Origin of the sequence: Modestobacter caceresii (genome assembly GCF_000761485.1) — a bacterium.
In the GTDB taxonomy this organism is placed as follows: Bacteria; Actinomycetota; Actinomycetes; order Mycobacteriales; family Geodermatophilaceae; genus Modestobacter; species Modestobacter caceresii.
In genome coordinates this window covers 23,972-46,112 of sequence record NZ_JPMX01000096.1, presented here as the reverse complement: position 1 = coordinate 46,112, position 22,141 = coordinate 23,972, and the positions used below count along the sequence as shown (strand labels likewise).

At 75.9% G+C, this 22,141-nt stretch carries 19 protein-coding genes; 8 read left to right on the top strand and 11 right to left on the bottom strand.

The features are described 5' to 3' along the window. Nucleotides 1–161 precede the first annotated feature (161 nt). A complete protein-coding gene (locus tag IN07_RS19955; RefSeq protein ID WP_052091544.1) occupies nucleotides 162–2,096 on the top strand; it encodes an alpha/beta hydrolase in 1,935 nt (644 codons plus the stop codon). Nucleotides 2,097–2,100: 4 nt separating this feature from the next. Here the strand turns inward: IN07_RS19955 and IN07_RS19950 are convergent, their stop codons facing one another. After that, nucleotides 2,101–3,327 (bottom strand): arginine deiminase, encoded by a 1,227-nt coding sequence (locus IN07_RS19950; protein ID WP_036339418.1) that lies wholly within the window; start codon nucleotides 3,325–3,327, stop codon nucleotides 2,101–2,103. A 128-nt stretch (nucleotides 3,328–3,455) separates the two neighbouring features. On the opposite strand from IN07_RS19950, the gene IN07_RS19945 reads away from it, so the two are divergent. Then, entirely contained in the window at nucleotides 3,456–3,746 is a 291-nt protein-coding gene (locus IN07_RS19945; protein WP_036339415.1) for a DUF1540 domain-containing protein, read from the top strand. Between the two features lie 31 nt (nucleotides 3,747–3,777). Here the strand turns inward: IN07_RS19945 and IN07_RS19940 are convergent, their stop codons facing one another. Both IN07_RS19940 and IN07_RS19935 read right to left on the bottom strand, forming a co-directional pair. Beyond that, nucleotides 3,778–4,206, bottom strand: coding sequence for a hypothetical protein (locus tag IN07_RS19940; protein WP_036339412.1), 429 nt, complete (start codon nucleotides 4,204–4,206; stop codon nucleotides 3,778–3,780). 76 nt (nucleotides 4,207–4,282) lie between these two features. Beyond that, nucleotides 4,283–4,651: an STAS domain-containing protein gene (locus tag IN07_RS19935; protein ID WP_197058576.1), complete on the bottom strand. Its 369-nt coding sequence runs from the start codon at nucleotides 4,649–4,651 to the stop codon at nucleotides 4,283–4,285. A gap of 108 nt (nucleotides 4,652–4,759) precedes the next feature. On the opposite strand from IN07_RS19935, the gene IN07_RS19930 reads away from it, so the two are divergent. Both IN07_RS19930 and IN07_RS19925 read left to right on the top strand, forming a co-directional pair. Next, on the top strand, nucleotides 4,760–6,295 hold the full coding sequence (locus IN07_RS19930) for a glycerol-3-phosphate dehydrogenase/oxidase (RefSeq protein WP_231558486.1): 1,536 nt from the start codon (nucleotides 4,760–4,762) through the stop codon (nucleotides 6,293–6,295). Between the two features lie 60 nt (nucleotides 6,296–6,355). Then, on the top strand, nucleotides 6,356–7,150 hold the full coding sequence (locus IN07_RS19925) for a methyltransferase domain-containing protein (RefSeq protein WP_081975576.1): 795 nt from the start codon (nucleotides 6,356–6,358) through the stop codon (nucleotides 7,148–7,150). Between the two features lie 100 nt (nucleotides 7,151–7,250). Here the strand turns inward: IN07_RS19925 and IN07_RS19920 are convergent, their stop codons facing one another. The 3 genes from IN07_RS19920 to IN07_RS19910 all read right to left on the bottom strand — a co-directional run bounded on the left by IN07_RS19920 (nucleotide 7,251) and on the right by IN07_RS19910 (nucleotide 10,563). After that, the gene (locus IN07_RS19920) at nucleotides 7,251–8,498 is read right to left on the bottom strand and encodes an MFS transporter (RefSeq protein ID WP_036339402.1); all 1,248 of its coding nucleotides are present in this window, start codon (nucleotides 8,496–8,498) and stop codon (nucleotides 7,251–7,253) included. 98 nt (nucleotides 8,499–8,596) lie between these two features. Next, complete coding sequence (locus tag IN07_RS19915; RefSeq protein WP_156119305.1) at nucleotides 8,597–9,676, bottom strand: FUSC family protein; 1,080 nt, start codon at nucleotides 9,674–9,676, stop codon at nucleotides 8,597–8,599. Between the two features lie 128 nt (nucleotides 9,677–9,804). Then, nucleotides 9,805–10,563 carry a MerR family transcriptional regulator gene (locus tag IN07_RS19910; RefSeq protein ID WP_036339397.1) on the bottom strand — a complete coding sequence of 253 codons (759 nt, stop codon included), beginning with the start codon at nucleotides 10,561–10,563 and terminating at the stop codon, nucleotides 9,805–9,807. Between the two features lie 128 nt (nucleotides 10,564–10,691). Here IN07_RS19910 and IN07_RS19905 point away from each other — a divergent pair, with 128 nt between their 5' ends. Then, the gene (locus IN07_RS19905) at nucleotides 10,692–11,591 is read left to right on the top strand and encodes a haloalkane dehalogenase (RefSeq protein ID WP_036339394.1); all 900 of its coding nucleotides are present in this window, start codon (nucleotides 10,692–10,694) and stop codon (nucleotides 11,589–11,591) included. Nucleotides 11,592–11,624: 33 nt separating this feature from the next. Here the strand turns inward: IN07_RS19905 and IN07_RS19900 are convergent, their stop codons facing one another. The 5 genes from IN07_RS19900 to IN07_RS19880 all read right to left on the bottom strand — a co-directional run bounded on the left by IN07_RS19900 (nucleotide 11,625) and on the right by IN07_RS19880 (nucleotide 19,057). Next, nucleotides 11,625–12,212, bottom strand: coding sequence for a GGDEF domain-containing protein (locus IN07_RS19900; RefSeq protein WP_052091543.1), 588 nt, complete (start codon nucleotides 12,210–12,212; stop codon nucleotides 11,625–11,627). 109 nt (nucleotides 12,213–12,321) lie between these two features. Continuing rightward, nucleotides 12,322–12,921: a TMEM165/GDT1 family protein gene (locus tag IN07_RS19895; protein WP_036339392.1), complete on the bottom strand. Its 600-nt coding sequence runs from the start codon at nucleotides 12,919–12,921 to the stop codon at nucleotides 12,322–12,324. A 165-nt stretch (nucleotides 12,922–13,086) separates the two neighbouring features. Continuing rightward, complete coding sequence (larC, locus tag IN07_RS19890) at nucleotides 13,087–14,289, bottom strand: nickel pincer cofactor biosynthesis protein LarC (protein ID WP_036339389.1); 1,203 nt, start codon at nucleotides 14,287–14,289, stop codon at nucleotides 13,087–13,089. An 80-nt stretch (nucleotides 14,290–14,369) separates the two neighbouring features. Beyond that, entirely contained in the window at nucleotides 14,370–17,186 is a 2,817-nt protein-coding gene (locus tag IN07_RS19885; RefSeq protein WP_231558485.1) for a diguanylate cyclase domain-containing protein, read from the bottom strand. 101 nt (nucleotides 17,187–17,287) lie between these two features. Next, nucleotides 17,288–19,057: a GGDEF domain-containing protein gene (locus IN07_RS19880; RefSeq protein WP_036339386.1), complete on the bottom strand. Its 1,770-nt coding sequence runs from the start codon at nucleotides 19,055–19,057 to the stop codon at nucleotides 17,288–17,290. A gap of 125 nt (nucleotides 19,058–19,182) precedes the next feature. Between IN07_RS19880 and pheA the strand changes: the two genes are divergently transcribed. The 3 genes from pheA to IN07_RS19865 all read left to right on the top strand — a co-directional run bounded on the left by pheA (nucleotide 19,183) and on the right by IN07_RS19865 (nucleotide 22,133). After that, nucleotides 19,183–20,136 carry a prephenate dehydratase gene (pheA, locus tag IN07_RS19875; protein WP_036339383.1) on the top strand — a complete coding sequence of 318 codons (954 nt, stop codon included), beginning with the start codon at nucleotides 19,183–19,185 and terminating at the stop codon, nucleotides 20,134–20,136. Between the two features lie 144 nt (nucleotides 20,137–20,280). Beyond that, entirely contained in the window at nucleotides 20,281–21,309 is a 1,029-nt protein-coding gene (locus tag IN07_RS19870; protein WP_036339382.1) for an NAD(P)-dependent alcohol dehydrogenase, read from the top strand. Continuing rightward, complete coding sequence (locus IN07_RS19865) at nucleotides 21,306–22,133, top strand: SDR family NAD(P)-dependent oxidoreductase (RefSeq protein ID WP_036339381.1); 828 nt, start codon at nucleotides 21,306–21,308, stop codon at nucleotides 22,131–22,133. The genes IN07_RS19870 and IN07_RS19865 overlap by 4 nt, the downstream gene beginning before the upstream one ends. Nucleotides 22,134–22,141 lie beyond the last annotated feature (8 nt).

The window sequence follows — 22,141 nt, the reverse complement described above, 5'->3', positions numbered from 1 at the left end:
AGCGTCCTGCGGCGCCCGGCTGGCGGGCCGCCGGCCCGGCCGCGCGTGCCGCGGTCCGGGCCGAAGGCGGTGGCGAGCGGGCGGCCGCCTGACCGCATGCCCCTGGTTGACTGCCCGCGCTGACCAGCCGGTGTGACCGGCAACGAACACGGAGGAACCCGATGGACCGTCGCCTGGCTCTGGTGCCGCTCGCCGTCTTGCTCCTGGCCGGCTGTACCGGTGACGGCGAGGACGGCGCGGACGCGGCGGGGACGACGTCCACCTCGGCGGCCCGTGAGGTCGAGTGGGGCGCCTGCGACTTCGACGTCCCGGCCGGGGTCGACATCGAGTGCGGCACGCTCGAGGTGCCGGCCGACCGCGACGACCCGGGTGCCGGCACGGTCAGCCTGGCCTTCGGCGTCGTCGCCGCGGCGGCCGAGGACCCGGCCGAGGACCCGCTCGTCTACCTCTCCGGCGGCCCGGGCCAGGGTGCGCTGGAGTTCGTGCCGCTCGCGTTCGGGGAGCTGTACGAGCCGCTCGCCCAGGACCGGGACCTGGTCCTGCTCGACCAGCGCGGCACCGGGCTGACCGAGCCGTCCCTGGCGTGCGAGGAGTACAGCTCCTGGGTGCGGGAGTCGCTGGGGTCGGAGGAGCCGGTCGAGGAGCTGGCGGCCCAGGCCGCGGCCTCGCTGGAGGAGTGCCGGCAGCGGCTGGTCGACGAGGGCGTCGACTTCGCCGACTACGACAGCGCGGCCTCGGCGGCCGACCTCGAGGACCTGCGCCGGGCGCTGGGCCACGAGGAGTGGAACCTCTACGGGATCTCCTACGGCACGCGGCTGGCGCAGACCGCCATGCGCGACCACCCCGAGGGCATCCGGTCGGTCGTGCTCGACGCCGCGTACCCCATCGACGCCGACCTCTACGAGGAGACGCCGGGCAACGCCGCCCGGGCGCTGGAAGCGCTGTTCGCCACCTGCGCCGCCGACGCCGGGTGCGCCGAGCGGTACCCCGACCTGGAGCAGACGGTCACCGACCTGGTCGCGGAGCTGGACGCCGCACCTGCCACGGTCACGGTCCTCGACCCGACGACCGGCGAGCGGGTGGAGAGCCCGCTGGACGGCGCCGGACTCGTCGGGTTCCTCTTCCAGAGCATGTACTCGACCGAGCTGATCCCGTACCTCCCGGAGATCGTCGAGGCCGCGGCGAACGACGACTTCGGCTCGATCGGCCTGCTGCTCAGCGCCTTCTCCCAACAGCTGGACCTGGTCAGCGTCGGTCAGCAGCTGGCCGTGCAGTGCGAGGAGGAGATCAGCTTCAGCGACCCGGAGGCGGTGGCGGACGCGACCGCCGAGCACCCGCTGGTGGAGGGCTTCTTCGACAGCACCCCCACGATGGGGCCGGGCGTCTTCGACGTCTGCGCCGACTGGGACGCCGGTGAGCCCGGCGCGGGGGAGGACGACGCGCTGACCAGCGACCTGCCCACCCTGGTGCTGGCCGGTGAGCTCGACCCGATCACCCCGCCCCGGTGGGGTGCGCAGCTGGCCGAGCAGCTCGGCGACAGCGTCTTCGTCGAGTTCCCCGCCACCGGGCACGGCTCGGTGGCGACGCACGAGTGCGCGGTGCAGCTGACCCGCGACTTCCTCGCCGACCCGGACCGCGAGCCGGACGCCTCCTGCGTCGACGACGTCGAGCCCCCCGCCTTCACCGCGGAGGGGGTGCAGGTGGAGATGGCGGCCTGGGAGAGCGAGGAGCTGGGCATCGCCGGGGTCCGGCCGGAGGGCTGGTCGGAGGTGCTCCCCGGTGCGTTCCAGGAGTCGCCGCTGGTCTCGCTGGTGCAGCAGGTGGTGCCCGGTGCGACGGCCGACCAGCTGCTCCCGCAGCTCGCCGCGCAGCTGGGCACCGGCGGGCCCCTCGAGCCGGTGGGTCAGCGCGAGACGGGGTCGGCCACCTGGGACCTGTACCGGCTCGACGACCTCGGCCAGCGGGTCGACCTGGCCCTGGCCGACACCCCGGCGGGCCTGGCCGTGGTGCAGCTGACCTCGAGCCCGGGGCGCAGCGACGTCCACCGGGAGCAGGTCTTCGACCCGGCCGTGGAGGCGTTCGACCCCGCCCCCTGACCGACTACGCGGGGACGGCGTCGCGTAGCACCGGGCAGCTCATGCAGCGCGGGCCACCCCGGCCGCTGCCGAGCTCCGAGCCGGCGATCGCGACGACCTCGATCCCGGCGGCCTCCAGCGCGGCGTTGGTGACGGTGTTCCGCTCGTAGGCGACGGCGAGCCGCGGGGCCAGCGCGAGGGTGTTGTTGCCGTCGTCCCACTGCTCCCGCTCGGCGGTCACCGGGTCGAGCCCGGTGTCGATCACCCGCAGCCGGTCGATCCTCATCGCCTGCGCGGCGGCGATCAGGAAGGGCTGCGGGCCCTGCACCGACAGCTCGGCCGTGTCGGGGGACGCGTCCCCGGCCGTCACGGTCCAGGCCTGCAGGCGGTCGGCGATCGCCGGGTACATGACCATCGCGTCGACGTCCACCATGGTGGCGACGGTGTCCAGGTGCATGGTCGCCCGCTGCTGGGCGATCGGGACGACGAGCACCGTGTGCGCCAGCCCGCGGGCGAACACCCGCCGGGCCAGTCGCTCCGCGCCGCCGGGCGTGGTCCGCTCGCCCACCCCGACGGCGACGACCCCCGGGGACAGCAGCAGCACGTCGCCGCCCTCGAGGTGCTCCAGGTGCGGGCCGTAGAGCTGCTCGACGCCGGCGAACCGGGGGTGGTGGGTGTACAGCGCCGCGGTCAGCGCGCTCTCCCGGTCCCGGGCCGGCATGGCCAGCGAGGTGACGGCGACCTGCCCGCCGACCCACACCGAGGAGTCGCGAGTGAACATCAGGTTGGGCAGCGGCGGGACGACGAAGTCCCCGCGCCCCATCAGCTCGTAGGCCAGCCCGCGTCCGCCGCGCAGCTCGTCGTTGGCCACCCCGGCGATCAGGGCGGTGGCCAGGTCCTCGGGCGCGAGACCGTCGAGGTGGGCGGTGGTGGCGTGCTGCAGGGTGGCGCCGAGCCGGGGGTCGTCGACCGCGGCGGCGATCACCTCCGCGCGGGCGGCCGGCACCGCCATCACCTCGGCCAGCAACCGGTCCAGGTGCAGCACCTCGACCCCGCGGTCGGTGAGGGCGGCGGCGAACGCGTCGTGCTCCTCCTGCGCGCGGGCGACCCAGGGGACGCCGTCGAAGAGCAGCTCGTCGTTGTTGCGAGGGGTGAGCCGACGCAGCTCGGCGCCGGGGCGGTGCAGGAGGACGGTGCGGAGCCGGCCGACCTCACTGGTCACGCCGGGGGTCGTGGGGTTCGGGGCACGCATCCCCCGAGCCTGCTGGATCTCGCTCGGGTCGGCCAGCCCGGAAAGGGTGAGTTCGCGCCGCCCCCGGCACCGGCCAGAGCAGCCTCTCCTGGCTGGCGGGCGCCCCGCGGAGCTGTCAGCCTCGGGTCATGACCCAGATGCTGGACATGCCCCAGGTGCAGGACTGCTCGGTCGACAGCTGTTCCTACAACGCCGACCATGCCTGCCACGCCGGCGCCATCACCGTCGGCGGCGACCACGCCCACTGCGGCACCTTCGTGGAGATCTCGTTCCGCGCCGGGCTCGAGCGCACCGGCGTCGTCGGCGCCTGCCACCGCTCGGACTGCGTGCACAACGAGGCGCTGGAGTGCCGCGCGTCCGCCGTGCAGGTCGGCTCGGGCGCCGACGCGGCGGACTGCCTCACCTACACCACCCGCTGACCCCCGTCGGCGGCCCGGTGGGGCTGCCGGCTCAGCCGACCAGCTGCTCCAGCTCGTCGGCGTCGGCCACCTGCTCCAGGGCCAGCGCCGGGGTGCGCAGCACGGTGTCGGCCACCGACAGCGCCGCGATCGGGTCGCCGTCGTCGACGAGGACGGCGCGGCCCGCGGTCGCGACCGGCCGCAGCGCGGCGAGCACCGTGCGTCGGTCGTGCGCGGCCAGGCCGTCGGTCAGGCGGTCGACCAGGACGACGGACGCCGTCCCGGTGCCCGCCTGCGCAACGGCGGCGAGCCGCTGCTGCACGTCGTCGCCGGGTGCCGCGGTCAGCCGCACCACGGACAGGGAGGCGTGCCCTCCGGCGCACCGGGCGCTGCCCGGGTCCAGGGCGGCCATCGTGTCCGCCCGTGCGCCCGCAGGCCCCAGCAGCACCGTGACACCGCCGACCGACAGTCGCAGACCCATCCCACCCACCTCACGTCGAGTGAGGCGAGGCTAACCTGACCGCAGCGCTGTGCGCCAGTCGCCGCCCTGGGGCCGGTCAGCCGGGTGCGGGGCGGTCCGGGTCCGCTGGGGCTCCGGCCGGCGCGACAGCGTCCCCGGTGAGCAACCGGGACAGCCCGGCCCGCACCAGCGCCGGCTGCAGCGCGGCGGGCACGGCCAGCAGCCGCAGGCGTTGCCCGCGGCGCAGCGGCTTGCGGCTGAGGTGCACCAGCAGCTGCAGGCCCGCGGCGTCGATCGCGGTCACCGCGGAGAGGTCGGCCCGGTCCGGCCAGTCCGCCGGCGTCACGAGCACCCGGAAGCGGCGCACGGCCTCCCGGTCGATGCGGCCGGAGAACCGGAGCAGCGGACCGGCCCCGTCCTCGGCCCGGACCACCTCGCCGGCGACAGGATCGGGGCCGCTGGACACAGAGCACCGGTACCCGAGCGGAGCTGCCGAAACGCGATCACCCGGGGCGCAGTGCGCCTCGCCGTGGATCGACCGTGCCGGCCGGTCGGGCACCGCTACAGTCTGCCGGTGCCCGAGCCGGACCTGAGGGACGTCGCCCGGCCCGCAGCGCTCGACGCGCGCCGCCGGGCCCGCGACCTCGACCGGCTCGTCGCCGAGGGGGTCGACGTCCTGGTCGTGGGCGGTGGGGTCACCGGCGCCGGGGTCGCGCTGGACGCCGCAGCCCGCGGGCTGAGCGTCGCGCTGTGCGAGCGCGTCGACCTGGCTGCGGGCACCAGTCGCTGGTCGTCGAAGCTGGTGCACGGCGGGCTGCGGTACCTGGCGCAGCGGGAGATCGGGCTGGCCCGGCACAGCGCCAGGGAGCGCGCCGTGCTGATGGGCGTCACCGCACCCCACCTGGTCGGGCGGCTGCCGTTCCTGGTGCCCGACGTGGCCGGCCGGGACGTCAGCGCGCTGGCCGGGCTCGGCGGGCGGCTGGGCGATGCGGTCCGGCTCTCCGTGCCCGGCGGGCGCCGCTCCCTGCCCGGCACCGGCCGGATCGGGCCGGAGGGCGTCTCCCGGCTGGTGCCCGGTGTGCGCCCGGGGCGCGGCGGCGTCGTCTTCTGGGACGGGCAGCTGGTCGACGACGCGCGGCTGGTCGTCTCGCTGGCCCGCACCGCCGCCGCCTTCGGGGCCGGTGTGCTCACCGGGGTCACGGTCACCGGCGTGGACGGCGGGGCGGTCGCGCTCACCGTCGACGGCGGGTCGACGACGGTGCGGGCCGGGGTGGTGGTCAACGCCACCGGGGCGTGGGCGCAGCGGCTGGCGCCCGGCGTCCGGTTGGTGCTCTCGCGCGGATCGCACCTCGTCGTCCCGGCGGCGCGACTCGGCGCACCGACGGCCGCGCTGACCGTGCCGCTGCCGGGGTCGCGGACCCGGTTCGTCGTCGCCCTGCCTCAGCCCGGCGGGCTGGTCCACCTGGGGATCACCGACGAGCCGGTGGCCGGGCCGGCGTCCGAGGACGACCCGGTGCCCAGCGACGCCGAGGTGGCGCAGCTGCTGGCCACCGTGAACCGGGTGCTGGCCCGGCCGCTGGACCGTTCCGACGTGGTGGGTGCCTACGCCGGACTGCGTCCGCTGGCGCAGTCGGCTCCCGCGGGCGACGGGCCGGGAGGCGCCCCGGTCGACCTGTCCCGCCGGCCCCTGCTGGCCTGGGACGGGCCGGTGCTCACCGTGGTCGGCGGGAAGCTGACCACCTACCGGTCGACGGCCGCCCAGGCGGTCGACGCCGTGGTGACCCGGCTCGGCCGCGGCGCCGTCCGGTCGCCGACGGCCCGGCTGCCGCTGGTCGGTGCCGCGCCCGGGCGGGCGCTGGCCCGGGTGGACGCCGCCGCCCGGCTGGTGCGCCGGTACGGCACCGAGGCCACGGTGGTCGCCGGGCTGGGGGAGGAGCCGGTGGTCGACGGCCGCTCGGAGACGGTGGGGGAGCTGCGGTTCGCCGTCCGGGCCGAAGGGGCCCGGACGGTCGACGACCTGCTGGACCGGCGCACCCGGATCGGCCTGGTGCCCACCGACCGGGAGCGGGCCGCGCCGCTGGCTGCGGCGGTGCTGGCCGCCGAGAGCTGACCCGTCCCATTGTGCGAGAACACTGTTTCACTAGGTGAGCTGACGGTGCAGGGTGTCGCCGTGGACACCTACACGCACGGGCACGCCGAACCGGTCCTGGAGTCCCACCGCTGGCGAACGGCGGAGAACTCCGCCGCCCACCTGGTGCCGCACCTGCGTCCGGGGCTGGAGCTCCTCGACGTGGGCTGCGGGCCGGGCACGATCACCGTGGACCTCGCCGCCCGGGTGGCGCCGGGTCGGGTGGTCGGGCTCGACGTGTCGCCCGCGCCGCTCGCGGAGGCCCGTGCGCTGGCCGAGCAGGCCGGGGTGACGGTGGAGTTCGGGGTGGGCGACGGCTACGCGCTGGCCGCCGCCGACGACTCCTTCGACGTCGTGCACGCCCACCAGGTGCTGCAGCACCTGACCGACCCGGTCGCCGCGCTGCGCGAGATGGCCCGGGTCTGCCGGCCCGGCGGGCTGATCGCCGTCCGCGACGTCGACTACGCCGCGACCACCTGGTTCCCGGCGTCTCCGGGGCTGGACCGCTGGCTGGACCTGTACCAGCGGGTGGCCCGGGCCAACGGGGCCGAGCCGGACGCCGGCCGGCGGCTGCGGTCCTGGGCGCACGCTGCCGGGCTGCGGGACACGGTGGCCACGACGTCCGCCTGGTGCTTCGCGACCCCCGACGAGCGCACCTGGTGGGGGCGCTCCTGGGCCGGGCGGGCGACCGCGTCGGCGTTCGCCGAGCAGGCCCGGACCTACGGTCTGGCCACCCAGGAGGAGCTGCAGGCGATCGCCGACGCGTGGCTGGCGTGGGCCGAGGCCGACGACGGCTGGCTGGGCATGCTGCACGGCGAGCTGCTCATCCGCGTCTAGCGAGTCCGGGTGGAGCCACCTCGCCGACCGTCGAGCCGCGGCGTGCGGCGGCTCGACGGTCGGCAGTGCGGCCCGACCCGGGCCGCCGCCGGCGACCGGGTCAGGCGGGGGACGGCGCCAGTTGTTCGTCGGCGTGGGCGATGTGCCGCAGCGAGCGCCAGATGAGCACCACGAAGACGGCCGACCCGGCGAAGGCGAACCAGAACGGGGCGGTCACGCCCCAGTGCTGGGCGAGCACCCCACCGATGCCCGAGCCGACCACCAGCCCGCCGTAGACGCCCACCACGTTGACGCTGCCCACCCGGCCCTGCAGCGCCGCCGGCACCGCCCGCTGCCGGACGGCGACCGACGTCGTCCCCCAGATGAAGGCGTGCGCCCCGAAGACGAAGAAGACCGGCAGCGCCACCCACGGGCTGGAGGTGAGAGCCAGCGCCAGGTGGGTCAGCGTCTCGACGACCAGCCCGATCCGCATCAGGTCGCCCAGGCTCACCCGGCGGGTGATCCAGCCGTAGGTCAGCCCGCCGACGATGCCGCCGACGGCGCCGACGGTGGTCACCAGCCCGAACCCGATCTCGCCCAGCCCGATCCGCTCGGTGGCGTAGAGCACCAGCACCGACCAGGCGGCGCCGAAGGTGACGTTGAAGATCGTGATGGTCAGCACGAGCGTGCGGACGGCGGCGTGGTGCCGTACCCAGCGCAGCCCCTCGGCGATGTCGTGCCGCATCGCCGTCCGCTCCCCCTCGACGCGCCCCCGGGCGGGCAGCACCACCCGGGTGATCAGCACCGCCCCGAGCGCCACGAGCACCGCCTGGACGCCCAGCGCCCACGCCGCGCCGACGGTGAACAGCGCCGCACCCAGCGGCGGCCCGGCGAGCTGGTTCACCGTGATGAACCCGGTCTGCAGCCGCCCGTTGGCCACCGCCAGGTCCTCGCGGGCGACCAGCACCGGCACCAGCGTCTGGGAGCTGTTGTCGGCGAACACCTCCGCGGTGGCCAGCAGGAACAGCGCGCCGAGCACCGCGACGATGGACACCCGGTCGGTCGCCACCGCCAGGGTGAGCACGACGAGGACGGCGGCGCGGGCGAGGTCGACGGTCAGCACGATCAGCCGCCGGTCCAGCCGGTCGGTCAGCGCCCCGGCCACCAGGCCGAACAGCAGTGGCGGCAGCCACTGCACCGTCGCGGCGAGGGCGACCAGGAACGCGTCCCGGGTGAGCGAGGCGACCAGCAGCGGCCCGGCGGCCAGCGCGATCCCGTCCCCGAGGTTCGTCGTCCAGGACGAGGCCAGCAGCCAGCGGAACCCGGTGCCGAGCCGCGCCGGGACCAGGACCTCACCGATGCGGCTCACGAGGAGGAGACCTTAGCCCCGCTCAGGGACGGCGTCGTCCTCATTCCCCTGACGGCGGACGTCCACGTGCAACCGGCACCGCCCCGGTCGGGCCGAGGTCAGGCAGCGGCGGGGAAGCGGACGTGCGCCTCCAGCGTCTGCAGCGACCGGTGCATCCCGACGGTGACCGCCCCGAGGGCGAAGAAGCCCTCGTCGTCGGCGATCTCGGAGTTGCGCAGCAGCGCCGTCAGCCGGTTCGACGCAGCCACCGCGGCGGCGATCGCGGCGTCCCGGTCGTCGGGCTGGTCCGCGGCGTCGTGGAAGGGCAGCCGCACCACGCCGGCCAGTCCGTCCAGCGCGTCGGCGAGGACCCAGCCGGTGCCGTCGTCCACCCGGTCCAGCCCCCGCCGGTGCGGCTGGAACTCCACGACCAGCGTGGTGAGGTCGTCGACCAGCACGGCGACGCGGTCGAGTGCACGCGACTGGTCCCGGATGCTGCCGGCCGCCCCCTGCCAGCGGTGGGCGCGCGGGTTGGCCCGCCGGGCCCGCTCGACCTGGGTCTCCGCCCGGCGCATCTGCTCCAGGGCGACGTCCAGCGCCTCACCCCGGTTCTCCCACTCGTGCGGCGCCGGGAGCTGCCCGCTGCGCAGCGCGGCGGCCATCGACTCCAGGTGGGCGGCCAGCGTCTCCCGGGTGCGCGCGATCCGGTTGACGGCGGTGGTCAGCTGCAGCGGTGGGAACAGCGCCGTCGTCACCAGCACGCCGATCACCGCGCCCAGCAGGGTGAGCCCGGCGTACCGGACGGCGTACTCGGCCGGGTCCGACGTCCCGACCGTCAGCATGAGGACGGCGGCGAAGCTGACCCAGCTGGCCTGCTCGCGCAGCATCCGCCACTGCTCGACGACGATCGCCAGCCCGACGATCAGCGCGATGGTGAGCGCGTTGGGCACCACCCGGGTGACCTCGTAGACCCCGACGGCCAGTGCGAACCCGAGCAGGATCGCCAGGATGCTGCGCCAGGCGGCGGACGCGGAGTCGGCGATCGTCGGGTGCACGGCGATGACGGCGCCGAGCGGGGCGTAGTAGGCGTACTCGGCGAGCTGCGGCGGCAGGAACAGCGCCACCTGCCAGGACAGCCCCGCGGCCAACGCCGCCCGGACCATCCGCTGCACCCAGGGCTGCTGTAGTCGCCCGATCACCCAAACCACATGACCAGGATGCGGCCCGCCGCCCGCCCGGCGGCACTGGGGGGACGTGACGTCGCTCGCCCGAGGGGCCGTCCCGCACCCGAGGGGCCGAGATCGCGACTTCGGCCCCTCGGGCGGGTTCAGCTCTGGCGGGCGGCGTTGGCCTGGACGGAGGTGCTCACGTACTGCGCGAGGCCGGGGGCGATCCGCTCGTAGTACGCGGTGAACCGCTCGTCCTCGACGTACATCCGGCCCAGCCCGGCGTGCACCTCCGGCGAGCAGTCGTAGAAGTTCCGGCTGATCTGCTGCCGGTGCTCCTCGGCCAGGTCCTGGGCCGCGGTCGAGTCGGCGGGCACCCCGTCGGCCATCGCGGCGGCAAACCGGCGTTCGACGTCGTCGCCCTCGGCCTTGACCCGCAGCCAGTCCTCCTTGGTCATCGCCGCCGTGCGCCGCTGCGACTGCGCCCAGGCGTCCGAGTCGCCCCACCTCTCCTCGGCCTCGGCGGCGTACTCCTCCGGGAGCCAGTCGCCGAACACCTCGAACCGTTCCTCCGGGGTCAGGGAGATCCCCATCTGCCGTGCCTCCATCTCCTTCTCCACGGCCGCGACCATCGCCTGGGTGCGCTCGAGCCGTTCCCGCAGCAGCCCGTGCTGCCGGCGCAGGTGCGCCGCGGGGTCGGCCTCGGGGTCGTCCAGCAGGGTCGCGACCTCGTCGAGGGGGAACCCGAGCTCGCGGTAGAGCAGCACCTGCTGCAAGCGGTCCAGGTCGTGCGCGTCGTAGCTGCGGTAGCCCGCCGACGTGCGCTCGCTGGGCCGCACCAGCCCGATCCGGTCGTAGTGGTGCAGCGTGCGCACCGTGACGCCGGCCAGCCGGGCCAGCTCACCCACCGTCCAGCTCATCGCCCCTCCTCTCCTCGTTGACGGAGCCCACGCAACAGCCTGACGTCGCGTCACGGTCAAGCCACCAAAATGGCCATTCTGGTGGTCGGGGGCGGTTCGGACGGCGACGTGGCGGGGAGACCCAGGGCATGGCCGACGACGTCCGCACGCCCGTGCCCGCCGACGACCCGTTCCCGCGCTCGCGGGTGCAGGTCGGTGACCAGGAGATGGCCTTCGTCGACGTGGGGGAGGGCGACCCGATCGTCTTCCTGCACGGCAACCCGACGTCGTCCTACCTGTGGCGCAACGTCATCCCGCACGTCCGGCACCTCGGCCGCTGCCTCGCCCCCGACCTCGTCGGCATGGGCGAGTCGAGCAAGCTGGCGGATCCCGGGCCGGGCAGCTACTCCTTCGACCGGCACGCCGAGTTCCTGGCCGGGTTCCTGGACGCGGTCGGCGTCACCGAGCGGGTCACCCTGGTGCTGCACGACTGGGGATCGGGGCTCGGCTTCGACTGGGCAGCCACCCACCCCGAGGCGGTGCGCGGCATCGCCTTCATGGAGGCGATCGTCACCCCGATGATCTGGGCGGACTGGCCGCGCGCGGCCAAGCCGGTCTTCCAGGCGATGCGCGGGGCCGACGGCGAGCGCAAGGTGCTCGACCAGAACGTGTTCGTCGAGAAGATCCTCCCAGCCGAGGTGCGGCGCGGGCTCTCGGCGGAGGCGCACGACCGGTACCGGGCGCCGTTCGGTGAGCGCGCCGACCGCTGGCCCACCCTGGAGTGGCCGCGGCAGCTCCCGATCGAGCACGTGCCGCCGGGCGTGCACGACGTCGTCGACCGGTACGGCCAGTGGCTGGCGCACAGCGAGGTGCCCAAGCTGTTCGTGAACGTCGAGCCGGGGTCGATCCTGGTCGGCCGGCAGCGCGACAAGGTCCGGCGGTGGCCGGCGCTGACCGAGGTCACGGTGCCGGGTGGGCACTTCGTGCCCGAGGACTCGCCCGACGAGATCGGCCGCGCGCTGGCGGAGTGGATCCCGACGCTCCGCTGAGTGGACCCGACGCTGCGCTGAGGGGCCGGCGGGTCAGCCGTGCCGGCCGCTGCCCTGGCGGTCGTGCCGGATGGAGGTCATCGCCTCGTTGGCCGACGCCACCAGCGACTCCGGCGTCGAGGCCCGGCCGGAGAGCGCGACGCCGACGCTGAGCCGCACCCGGTGCTCCACGCCCGGCAGCGGCCGCAGCGGCTCGTCGAACGCGGCGGCGATCCGCAGGGCGATGCCCTGCGCATCCTCGGCGACCTGGATGCCGGGGCAGAGCAGGACGAAGGTCTGGGCGCTGATCCGGGCGACGACGTCCCCCTGGCGCACGGCGCCGACCAGCCGGCCGGCCGCCTCGGCCCGGGCGGCATCAGCGACGGCGGAGCCGCGGGTGTCCTCCAGGACGGTGATGCCGTCGAGGTTGCAGGAGAGGACGGCGAGCCGGCCGGTGGCCGGGCCCGCGGCGGCCAGGGCGAGCTCCAGCCGGTCGATGAGCAGGCTGCGCACCGGCAGCCCGGTGAGCGGGTCGGCCACGGTCCGCTGCCGCAGCCGCAGCGCGAACTGGCGCTGGGCGGCGACGGCCGCCGCCGTCTGCACCAGCACGTCCTGCGACTCCTCGAGCTTGATCGTCTGCATGGCCTCTCCCTGCTCCGGTCCGGCCGCATGCCGGCCGTGATGTGGAGTCGGCAGCAGGGCGTCGGGGCTTGAGCGCCCCGGGCGGCGACTGCCCCGGAGGGGTGGTCGCTCAGCCGGTCAGGGTGCGGACGGTCTCCACCACCGCGACGACGGCGAAGACCAGGAAGAGCCCGGCCGCGACCCGGTGCAGCAGCGTCACCGGGAGGCGGTCGGCGAGCTTGCGGCCCAGGAACGCGGCCAGCCCGGAGATCACCAGCAGCGCCGCCCAGGCCCCGACGAAGACCGAGAGCGGCTCTTCGTAGCGGGCGGCCAGTCCGGCGGTGGCCAGCTGGGAGAGGTCGCCCCACTCGGCGGCGAACAGGACACCGAAGGAGATCGCCGCCGCACGCACGAACGACGTCTGCTCCCGGGCCTGCGCGGTGGCCTCGTCCTCGTCCCCGCCCTTGCGGGACTCCCGCCACAGCAGCACGGCGCCGGTCAGGAACAGCACCGCGACCACGGCGCTGACCACCGCCTCGGGCAGCAGCGAGAGCAGGCTGCCGGCGGTCACCGCGATCGCGACCTGCAGGCCGAAGGCCAGGCCGACGCCGACGAACACCGGCAGCGGCGGGAACCGGGTGGCCAGCACCAGGGTGGCGAACAGCGTCTTGTCGGGCAGTTCGACGGGGAGGATCAGCACGAAGGCGGCCAGGACGACGGACAGGACCACGAGTTCTCTCTCTGCTCGCGCGACCGGCCGGGGCATGCGGGGCGCCTCCGTCCGGCAGCGCACCGATGGGTGGACTGCGGGCGGAAGGTCTCGCCCACCCGCGGCGTCGCGGGCCCGCTGACCGGGCGCGCGGACGCGCCAGCATGTCGACCAGCGGTCGGGGGGCTACTCCCCTTCTGGGTGCAGGAGCGTAGCCGACGTCCCCGGGTAGGCCCGGTGCGCCGCTGCGGTCGCCGCCCGCAGCACCTCCTTCGCCGGCAGCCCGAGCGAGCGGGCCAGGGCCGCCACGTCCTCGAACTCGACGCTGACGTTCACCACCCGGCCGTCGATGTCCGCGACCTTGACGCCCACGGAGCCGCCCAGCACCGGCACGGTGCGCTCGACCCGCTGCAGGGCGACCTTCTGCACCTCCTGGACGCGCAGCCCGATGGTCGAGGTCGAGGCCACGACGACGTCCTGCACCGCCGCGCGCACCGCGGGCCGGCAGAGCACCGACAGCGTGTGCGCCGGGCGGCCCTTCTTCATCAGGACCGGGGTGAGCCAGGCGTCCGAGGCCCCGGCCGCCAGCAGCTCGGCGAGCACACCGGGCCACAGCCGGGGGTCGAGGTCGTCGACGTTGGTCTCCAGCAGCAGCCCGGTGGCCGGCTCCTCCACCGGCTCGCCGAGCACCAGGCGCACGAGGTTGGGCAGCTGCTCGGGGTCGCGGCCGCCGGCACCCGACCCGACCCGGGCCACCCGCATCGGCGGCAGCGTCGTCCACTCCTGCACGTGCGCGGCGAGCAGCGCCGCACCGGTCGGGGTGCACGTCTCCGCCGGCACCGGGCCGGCGACCACCGGTACGCCGCGCAGCAGCTCCAGGACGGCGGGGCCGGGCACCGGGACGACGCCGTGCGCCCCGCGGGCCGAGCCGCTGCCCAGCGCGACGGGGGAGGCGGTGAGCCGCTCCAGCGCCAGGTGGGCGAACCCGGCGACCACCCCGACGACGTCGGCCAGCGCGTCCAGGGCCCCGACCTCGTGGAAGTGCACCTCGTCGGCGGACACCCGGTGCACGCGGCCCTCGGCGACCGCGAGCCGTTCGAAGACGGCCAGGGCACCGTCCCGGACGGCCGGGGGGAGTGCGGCGTCGGCCAGGACCGTCCGGACGTCGGCCCAGGTGCGGTGGACGTCGCTGGCCGGGGCGTGCACGTGCACCCGGGTGGCGCCCAGCCCGTGCCGGGTGGTCGGCTCGGCGGTGAGGGTGACCGGCTCGACCGGCAGCGCGGCGACGGCGTCGGCCAGCACGTCCAACGGCACCCCGGCGTCGACCAGCGCGCCGAGCAGCATGTCGCCGGAGGCACCCGCCGAGAGGTCCAGCCACCCGATGGTCACGGGCTGATCATGACCTGAGCGAGTCGGTCATCGGCAGGTGGTCGCCCGACACGCCGGGCCGGGCAGCCGTCCGCCGATGGTCAGCTCGGCAGGGACGCGGTCCGGCGGGCGATGCGGGCGGCGAAGACGCCGGCGGACCAGCCGTTGTCGATGTTGCTGACCACGACGCCGGGCGCGGCGGAGTTGAGCATGGTGAGCAGCGCGCTGAACCCGCCGAAGGAGCTGGCGCCCTGGCCGGCCGACGTCGGGACGGCGACCACCGGCACCTCGGTCAGCCCGCTGACCACGCTGGCCAGCGCGGCGTCCAGACCGGCGACGACGACGAGGCAGTCGACGTCGGTGAGCAGCGAACGGTCGGTGAGCAGCGGGCGGATCCGGTTGCCGCCGACGTCGTCGACCCGGACCACCTCGGTGCCGGTGACCCGCGCCACGAAGGCCGCCTCGGCGGCGATCGGGGTGTCGCCGCTGCTGGCGCAGAGCACGCCCACCCGGCCGACCGGCTCGGGCACCGGGCCGACGGCGGCGGACATCGCCGCGGCGTCCATCGTCGTGTACGCGTCGTGCTCGGTGGCCAGCGCGACCAGGGTGTCGGCGCTGGCCCGCACCACCACCGCCGGGTGCTGGGGGTGCTCGCGGCGGGCCTCGCGCACCAGGGCGAGCACCTGCTCGGTGCTGCGTCCGGTGCCCCAGATGACGTCCGGGCCCGTCGTCAGGGCCGGCACGTCGATCATCGGAGCAGGGGACGGCGACGGGCTCACCACCGGAGCCGCGGGCTCGGCGGACTCCAGCCGTCGCCCGGCCGACGGACCCCCGGGGAGCTCGTCCAGCGGGCTGCCCGTCCGGGCCGGCGGCTCGGCGTCGGCCGCCTCGACGGCGGGCTCCTGCACGGCGAGCTCCTCCGCGGTCGGCTCGACCAGCAGGGGGGCGAAGCCGCCGGTGGCGTCCGCCGGCTGTTCGTCGTCCTCCTCGGGCAGCGGGGAGGCGGTCACGTCGCGGACGGGAGGCGGCGCCGGGGCGTGCTCGGTGGCCTCGACCGGGCCCGCGTCGTCCGCCGCAGGAGACGGGTCGATCGCCGGCAGGGCCTCGGCTACCTGACCGTCGATGGTCGTCGGGGCTGCGTCGGCGGCCCGGGTCTGGGTCACCCCGGACAGCCGGACGACCCGGTCCCGCCCGGCCCGCTTGGCGTCGTAGAGCACCCCGTCGGCGGCGGCGAACAGGGTGCGCCGGTCGTCGCCACGGGCCGCCTGGGCGATGCCGACGCTGATCCGCACCGGCACCTCCACGCCGAGGGCCGACCAGTCGTGCGCGGCGATCGACCGGCGGATGCGCTCCATCGCCCGCTCGGCCTGCTCGGAGGTCGTGTCCGGCAGCAGGATGACGAACTCGTCGCCGGCCCAGCGGCACACCTCGTCGGTGTCCCGGCAGCCGTCGACCAGCAGCTGGCCGACCGCACGCAGCACGGCGTCGCCGGTCGGGTGCCCGGCGGCGTCGTTGATCGCCTTGAACCGGTCGACGTCGACCACGGCCAGTGCGGGCACCGCCCCGGCCGACAGCAGCCCGTCGAGCCGGGCCTCCGCGTAACGGCGGTTGGGCAAGTGGGTGAGCGGGTCCTCGTAGGCCTGGCGGCGCAGCTGACCGGCGGCCCGCTCGGTCTCCAGCAGGCTCTTGCGCCGGCCGAACAGCTCGACCCAGCGGGTGCGCCGCTCGTCGACCCGGTCCAGCTCGTCGGCGAGGTAGGCCTGCAGGTAGGGCAACGCCCGGGCGGCGTCGTCCAGCTCGGCGTGCAGCGTGCACAGCTCGCGCAGCGCGGCCCGGCGCAACCGCGGCAGCCCGTGCTCGGTCGCGGTGGCCAGTGCGGTGGCCAGGTGGTCGTCGGCGGCCCGGGGGTCACCCGAGCGGCGCAGCGCGCGGCCCAGGCCCAGCTCGGCGGAGGCCAGCAGGGCGCGGTCCTCCACGCTCGACGCCGCCCTGGCGACGCTGGTCAGCAGGGACCGGGCGGCGGCGTGCTCGCCCAGGCCGACCAACGCCCAGCCGTGCACCACCTGCGCGTCCAGCAGCCCGGGGACGCCGGGGGGCAGCTGGCCCAGCGCCCGGACGGCGAGGTCGCGGGCCTCGGCGAAGTGCGGTGCCGCGGCGTCGGCGCCGCCGTCGTCGAGCAGGCCCTCGCCGACCTCGGCGCACAGCGCGGCCAGCCGGGTCGCGGCCTCCCCGGCGAGCGCGTCGACGGAGCCCGCCTCGGAGTCGGTGCCGGCCGCGCCGATCGCCTCGGCGGTGACGTCGGCGGCCCGGCGCTGGTAGTCCAGGGCCAGCGGCATGAGCTCCAGGTCGGCCAGCACGGCGGCCAGGGAGCTCAGCGTGTGCACCAGCAGCGGGCTCGGCGGCAGGGCCGGGTCCAGCAGGCTGGCTGCCTCGACCGCCTCGTCCATCGCCGCGTCGACCCGGCGGGACAGCAGCTCGATCCGGGCGTGCCGGGCCAGGCCGGCGGCGCGCTGCAGGTCGTCGTCCTGGGCGTCGAAGGCCGCGCGTGCCGAGCGGACCAGGGAGATGGCCAGGGCCGCGTGCGTGGCCGACTCCGACCGGCTGTCGCGGTCCACGGCCTCGCCCGGGGCGCCGACCGGGCCGTGCAGGTCCAGCGGACCCTCCTGCTCGGGACCGCCCTCGACCAGGGGGTCGCCCAGCAGGGAGTAGCCGGCCCGCCGCAGGCGCCGGACCAGGAGCTCGGCACGGAGCGTGTCGGCCCAGGCGCGGGCCAGCGAGGTGAGCGGCGGCGCCGGGCGGTCGTCGGCCGGGGCGGGGGGCAGTTCGCCGTCGATCTCGCGCAGCAGCGTCTCGGCCGTGTCGAGCTGCCAGTTCGCCAGGGCTGAGCTCACCTGCTGGTGCAGGAGACCGGGTGGCACCAGGGCACTGTGCCCCGGAGTCGACGGCGTGTCACGCACCGGCGCGTCGGCCGGCCCCTCCTGCCCCATCGGCCCCTCTGGACCACGGACGCGCCGCAGTCTCACGACGCGACCTCGGTGCCGTCGTCGAAGGCCCAGCCCGGTCGCCGGGGGGTCGTGCCGAGGACCTCGGCCACCAGGTCGTCGACCGAGGCGTCGGCCGGCAGCCCGCCGGGCCGCGCGGCGGGCGCGGGCGCGTGCTGCCCCCCGCCGGACGCCCGGACCCGGTTGCGGCCGCCGCGCTTGGCGCCGAACAGGTTCAGGTCGGCCCGGTCGAACAGCTCCCGCCAGGACCTCGGCCCCGGCGCGCCGGCCGGCCCCGTGGTGGCGACGCCGATGCTGACGGTCACCGGGGCGGGCATCTGCAGGTGGGCCCACTCGGCGCAGGCGACGGCGCTGCGCAACCGTTCCGTCGCGACCACGGCCTGCGCCTCGGTGGTGTTCGGCAGCACGACCACGAACTCGTCGCCGGCCCAGCGGAAGACCTCGTCGCCGGTGCGGCTGTGCTGGCGGAGCAGCTCGGCGACCCGGCGCAGCACCGCGTCCCCGTGCAGGTGCGAGTTCTGGTCGTTGACGGACTTGAAGCCGTCGACGTCCACGACGGCCAGCGACACCGGCTCGACGTCCAACCGCAGGTCGGTCAGCCGCCGCTCGGCGCTGCGCCGGTTGCCCAGGCCGGTCAGGGTGTCCTCGAGGGCGTGCCGGCGCAGTACGGCGTTCTGCCGCTCGGCCTCGCGCAACCGGCTGCGGCGCACGAACATCTCCGCCCACAGCTCGCGCCCGCGGCGGTGCGCCCGGGTGGTCTCGGCCCGGTAGGCCTCCAGCCAGTGCAGCGCCTCGGCGGTGGAGCCCATCGCCGCGGTGGCCTGCCCCAGCTCCAGCAGGCACTGGCGGTACCGCCGGCGGTCGTTCACCGCGGCGAAGGCACCGGAGGCGGTGACCAGCAGGTCGATGGCCTCCTCGCCGTGCGCGCCGGGGTCCAGGGCGCACAGCCGGGTCAGCAGCCTGCCCAGCACCAGGTCGGTGTACCCGACCAGCCACAGACCGCCCTCCCCGGCCGTCAGGTGCCGGCGCACCCGGCGCAGCGGCGGGAGGGCGTCGTCGAGCCGGCCGGCCAGGGTCAGGGCCCAGGCCTGGACGACGTCGAGCAGGTCGGCGTCGGCATCGCTCGGGTCCCAGGGCAGTGCACGGGCGGTGGTCGCGCACTCCAGCGCGGCCTGGGCCAGCTGCTGCGAGCGGTCGAGCTGGCCGCGCCGGTGCACCGTCTGGGCCAGCTCGGCGTGCTGCTGGGCGCACAGCCGGAACAGCTGCCACTGGTCGCCGAGGTCGGGGAGGGCCGCGGCGACCCGGGCACCCCGCAGCGACTGGGCCACGGCGAGCTCCTCGAGGTCCAGCCGGGTCAGCGCCAGGGACAGCCAGTGGTGGGCCTGGTGCAGGGGTCGGCTGGGCGGTTCCCCGGCCAGCTGGTCGGCGAGCAGGCTGGCGTCCACGGCCAGGTGCATCGCCGCGTCGAACCGGTCGGCGGCCACCTCCAGGTGTGCCAGGTAGGCCAGTGTCAGCGCGTGCTCGGCGGACGGGAGGCACTCCGCGAGCGCGGCCCGGGCCGCGCCCACGGCGTCCGCCGCGCCGTCGAGGTCGGCGTCGAAGAGCGCTGCGCGGGCGGTGAAGGCGGCCGACCACGCGTCCCAGCAGGGCTCGCCGGTGGCGGCCAGGTCGTCCGCGGCCAGGGCGAACTCGTCGGCGAACACCCGGGCGTCCTCGGCGGCGCTGGCGTTCAGCAGCCGCCAGCGGGCGGTCTGCAGCCGTTCGTCGGCGGACGGCCCAGGGCTCACGCGTCCCTCCACTCAGCTGTCGGGGCACGCCTCGTGCGCGTGCCCGGCCGGTGACGAGGCAGCTCCCCCCGCACCGGGGACCCGACGGGAGTCGGTGTCCGGTACGGCCGCACTACCCTCGCCGGATGCCGACTGCACCACGCAGCACAGCCCCGACGGAGTTCGCCTATCTGGGCCCCGAGGGTACCTTCGCCGAGGCCGCGCTCGGCACCGTCACCGGGTCGCCGGGGACGGTCGGCACCCGACCGGAGGCCAGCGTGGCGGCCGCGCTGACCGCGGTGCGGAACGGGGAGTGCGCCGCCGCCCTGGTGCCGCTGGAGAACTCCGTGGAGGGCTCGGTGCCGGCCACCATGGACGGTCTGGTCACCGGCGACCCGCTGGTGATCACCCGCGAGGTCTTCCTCGAGGTGGCCTTCGTGCTCGCCGTCCGGCCGGGGACCGACGCCGCCGACGTGCGCACCGTGGCGAGCCACCCGCACGCGCTGGCCCAGTGCCGCGGCCGGATCGCCGAGCTCCTGCCGGGGGCCGACGTCGTCCCGGCCGCCTCCACGGCCGACGCCGCCCGCCGGGTCGCCGAGGGGGAGTTCGACGCCGCCGTCTGCGCGGCGATCGCCGCCGACCGCTACGGCCTCGACGCCCTCGTCACCGACCTGGCCGACCACCCGGGCGCCGTGACCCGCTTCGTGCTGGTGGAGCCGCCCGGCGGTCTGCCGGCCCCGACCGGGGCGGACAAGACGACGATCACCGCCGTCGTGCACGACCGCACCGGTGCGCTGCTGGACCTGCTGGCCGAGTTCGCGGTGCGGGGCATCAGCCTCGCCCGCATCGAGTCCCGGCCCACCCGCGAGCGGCTCGGCGTGTACTCGTTCTCCATCGACGTCGAGGGGCACGTGTCCGACCGCCGGGTGAGCGACGCGCTGGCCGCGCTGCACCGGCGCTGTGCGGAGGTGCGCTTCCTCGGCTCCTACGCGCGTGCCGACGAGCAGCCGGGCAAGCCGGTGGAGGAACGGGTGGGCGACCAGGCCTTCGCCGCAGCCGAGGCGTGGGTGGCCCGGGTGCGCGCCGGGACGGCGGTCTGACCGTCGTCCTGCTGCACCGCCCATGATCACACAGTGTGCTCCTCCCAGTACTGGAGGCACACCCGGGTACGGGACCGTTCCGTCACACTCGGTCGGGGAGCGGGCCTTGCGCTGGAGTGCACTCCAGCTCCTAGCGTCCCCGGCATGAGAGCAGTCACCGGGTTCGCCGCCTCCGGTCCGCGCGAGCCGCTGCGGCCCTTCGAGTTCACCCGCCGGGACCTCCGGCCCGACGACGTCGCCGTCCGCGTCACCCACGTCGGCGTCTGCCACAGCGAGCTGCACGCGGTCGAGGCGATGGCCGCCGGCAGCCCGCCGCTGGTGCCCGGGCACGAGTTCACCGGGGAGGTGACCGCGGTCGGGGCGGAGGTCACCCGGTTCCGGGTCGGCGACGCGGTCGCGGTGGGCAACATCGTCGACTCGTGCGGGCGGTGCGACAGCTGCCGGGCCCACCGGGAGCCCTACTGCGCCGAGTTCCCCGCGACGACCTACGGCGGCCGCGACCTGCACGACGGCAGCCCCACCCAGGGTGCGTACTCCACGGAGTACGTGGTCCGCGACGCCTTCGTCTACGCCCTGCCCGCCGGGCTCGACGCGGCCGCGGTCGCGCCGCTGATGTGCGCCGGCGTCACGACCTGGTCGCCGCTGCGCCGGGCCGGGGTCGGCCCGGGACAGCAGGTCGGCATCGTGGGCCTGGGCGGGCTCGGCCATCTCGCGGTGCGGTTCGCCGTCGCGATGGGCGCCCGGGTCACGGTGTTCACGAGCTCGCCGGCCAAGGAGGCGGACGCCCGCGCCCTCGGCGCGCACGACGTCGTCGTCTCCACCGACCCGGCGGCGATGGCCGCCGTCGCCGGCCGGCTGGACCTCGTGCTGGACACCGCCTCCGGCGCGCACGACCTCGCGCCGTACCTGGCGGCGCTCCGGTTGGACGGGACGCTCTGCGTGCTCGGCCTCCCGGAGCAGTACGTGGTGTCGCCGATGAGCCTGCTCGGCCGCTCGCTCACCGTCTCCGGGTCCGGGGGCACCGCGGAGACCCAGGAGATGCTCGACTTCTGCGGCGAGCACGGGCTCACCGCCGACGTCGAGGTGCTGCCCCTGGCGGAGGTCAACACGGCGTTCGAGCGGCTGCGGCGCAACGACGTCCGGTACCGGTTCGTGCTGGCGGTGGCCTCGTGACCCGGGTCGACTGGGCCGGGCAGACGACGCTGGTCACCGGTGCCAGCGCGGGGATCGGCGCCGAGTTCGCGCGCCAGCTCGCCGCCCGCGGCTCGGACCTGGTGCTCGTCGCCCGGCGCGCCGACCGGCTGACCGCGCTGGCCGCCGAGCTGACCGCGGCGTCCGGCGTCCGGGTGGACGTCGTCCCGCTCGACCTCGGCCGGCCCGCGGCCGGGCGGGCGCTGGCCGCGGAGGTCGACCGACGGGGCATCGCGGTCACCAGCGTGGTGAACTGCGCCGGCTTCGGCACGCACGGGCCCTTCCACTCGGAGGACGCCGACCGGCTGGCCGAGATGGTCGCCGTCGACGTCACCGCCCTGGTCGACGTGAGCCGGGCGTTCGTCGACCGGCTGCGGGCCAGCACCGGCGTGCTGGTGAACGTGGCGAGCATGGCCGCCTACCTGCCCGCGCCCGACATGGCCGTCTACGCCGCGGCCAAGGCATTCGTGCTGAGCTTCACCGAGGCGCTGTGGGCCGAGTCACGGGACAGCGGACTGCGGGTGCTCGTCCTCTCGCCGGGCGCCACCGACACCGAGTTCTTCGACGTCGTGGGCAACGACGCCGCCGACGGCGGCCGGGGCCGGCAGTCGCCGCAGGAGGTGGTGGCCACCGCGTTCCGGGCGCTCGACCGGCGCAACCCGCCGCCCAGCATGGCGGTCGGCCGGGCCAACCGGGCCTCGGTCCGGGCCGTGCGGCTGCTGACCCGGCGGCGCGCGGTGCTGCTGATGGCCGCGATCACCGGTCGGGCGGCCGAGGACGGGGTGGCGCGCCGTGCCGCCGCCTAGCCTGGCGG